Here is a 2,702-nt window from a genome sequence, read left to right on the forward strand (position 1 = left end):
TCAACTTAATAACCCCAAAAAAATAGCCGCAGAAATACTTTCCACGGCTAGGAATTTTCGCTTATGCACTCAATTTTCTCACCTATCCGATTCTGATCGGATGCTTTGTCCAGGGGGGAAACCCCCCCTGAAATTTAAGGTGTTAACGCCAAATCCAATATCTCATCATAATTGTAATAAATTCTCCTGGATTTCCCGTCGGTTGAAGAGGACCCCAGTCAGTAAGTTGAGCGTAGCCCAAGCCATTAAGGATATATACGGTATGGGTTATTTGCTCGCGAGACCCTTTTAAAATGTACGGAACAACGAATCCGTTTGAATTATCGTTTGAATTTGGCTGAGAGTTTTGAGGCATAATCGAATAATTGTTTTTAGCTATTTAAATATAATCATAATGATTATAAATTAAGTTGTCAAGGGTTTTTAGATTTTTTTTTGTTGAGGGGGAATTGAAAGAAAGGTGAGCTATCAGCGTTCAGCTATCAGCTATCAGCTATCAGCGTTCAGCGTTCAGCTATCAGCTATCAGCCTAATATTAAAATTTTGTTTTGCTCGAAGGTAAAAAGTTTAATGGGTTTAAATTTGGATATAGTATGAATAAATTTTTGGGATTTTGTAGGGTGCGTTAGGCGGTTTTGTTGAGACGATTATATGAGAGAAAAAAGCGTTGAAGCCGTAACGCACCGTGGGATTGGTTGAGAAAGGTTTGGGTTCAATTTGGATATTGATGGTGCGTTACATTTCAGGCTTCGCACCCTAGAAGAGCGTTGGTGCTGAGGGGGTGACAACAAGGGTAAAAACTATACAGGGTATGGGGTGTGGGGTGTGGGGGGTGGGGAAAATAGAAGCGATGCAGAGGTGCGACCCGTGGCGAATTTAATTCGCCTACGGAAAGCGCACCTAAGCCTTCACGCGGGGGTTTCCCCCACTCGCGCTTTGCATGGCTGACAGGGAATTTGGAGTGAGCCGGTGCGATAACAATCGGTCCGAAACCTGATTTAACCGTCCCGTCGCAACGCAGCCAGCTCCTGATCTTCCCCTACACCCATCACCCCACACCCCACACCCCGTAAAGCTTTTAAGGCTGTTTGTTACCCCGTCAGGCGTTGGTGTCTGGGGTAAAGCTTACGCTATTATTCTCCCCAAGCACTTAAAAATTCTACTTTATTTTTCATTTCTTCTGCTGATTTAGTGGTAATTATCCTTAAAATCCGCCGCATTTGCTCACCAATGGAATAGTTTTGAAACCCTAAAATAATCCCTGAATGCTCTTGTCTTTTCCAGATAAAATTAGTATGAATTCTATAAAAGTCTCGGGCATTAAAGCTATAAATCACACGCTGATGGTCATAGGCCCATTGTAATTGTTCTTCATCGCTACGGGACAACATTTGAGCTTCCCCTGTCGAGACAACATTCACGTTGCGAAGACGCAAAGCCATGATCAGATCGCTATCCATGGTATCTTCATCTAAATAAAGGCGAATCTGTGTCATGTTTAGGGTTTGGTGGCCTGATAATGTTGTTTGGCTAGTTCTTCATAGGCGGTTTGTTCGGCTGCGATATCTTCGTCTATTTCCTGACGGTTAGCATGATAATAAGTTAATGCGGCATAAATTTGAGTGATTGTTAGGTGATTTAATCGTCTCGCTATTTCTTCAGCGTTGTTACCTTGATTATATAGGCCAGCAATTCGGCGCACAGAGGTTCGAGTTCCTGCAATGACTGGACGATTACTATTGGCATCAGTACTGATCAGTTTGCCAATGTCGGTAAGGGCTGCCAAGGGGTTTCTCCAATTGATAATGGTGGTTTTTCCCTTATTCTAAACTATAGGGCGATCGCATAAGCGCGGAAGCTGAGGCCTTTGGCCAATCGCATTCGGAGCGGGTAGGGTGTGCAAATTATAATAGTTTGGCAATTTAATTAGGAATCATGTCTATTTGCCCACCCTACAAGAGGCGATCGCGTAGCGTGGCCTACGGCCAATCGCCCTATCAGCGGTCAGCGGTCAGCTATCAGCTATCAGCTATCAGCATAATGCTTAAAATTTTGCTCGTTCGCAAATTTAATTTAATAGGTTTAATTTTGGAGATAGTATGAATATTATTTGGGAATTTTGTAGGGTGCGTTAGGCGTTTTGGTTGAGAATATTAGTTGATATAACAAAGCGTTGAAGCCGTAACGCACCATGGTATTGCTTTAGAAAGGTTTGGTTTCAATTTGGATATTGATGGTGCGTTACATTTCACCGCGAAGCACCCTACTGGCGTGGCACAGCTAAAAATGTTTGTTGGGTTGAGCTAAAGGGAAACCCAACAAAGGGTTACTGGTGTTGGGTTTCATTCTTCAACCCAACCTACGCTTATTGCACCATTTTAAATGTGTCGGTCCACTACAAGAGCGATTGACCTTTGGTCACGCTACGCGAACGCACTCTCAAATCGACCAAGGATAAAACGGCCAATAATTGAGCAATGTTTTGGTCTTATCGATATTCTTCCGGGTGATTATATATTTTTGATACTATTTTTGTATTTATTTCAGTATTAATAAATACAAAATGACTGGTGTTTACCCTGTTTATGAGGTTTTATATGAGTTTTATGAGGTTTGATATGAGGTTTATGAGGTTTGATATGAGGTTTGATATGAGGTTTATGAGGTTTGATATGAGGTTTATGAGGTTTGATATGAGGTTT

Annotated in this window: 2 protein-coding genes; both read right to left on the reverse strand. The window is 41.9% G+C overall.

From position 1 onward, the window contains the following. Nucleotides 1–1,133: 1,133 nt before the first annotated feature. Nucleotides 1,134–1,496: a DUF5615 family PIN-like protein gene (locus tag AC4II3_RS31400; protein WP_488017374.1), complete on the reverse strand. Its 363-nt coding sequence runs from the start codon at nt 1,494–1,496 to the stop codon at nt 1,134–1,136. A gap of 2 nt (nt 1,497–1,498) precedes the next feature. Continuing rightward, nucleotides 1,499–1,786 (reverse strand): DUF433 domain-containing protein, encoded by a 288-nt coding sequence (locus tag AC4II3_RS31405; protein WP_488017376.1) that lies wholly within the window; start codon nt 1,784–1,786, stop codon nt 1,499–1,501. Between the last annotated feature and the right edge of the window lie 916 nt (nt 1,787–2,702).

It is taken from the genome of Moorena sp. (genome assembly GCF_982860115.1).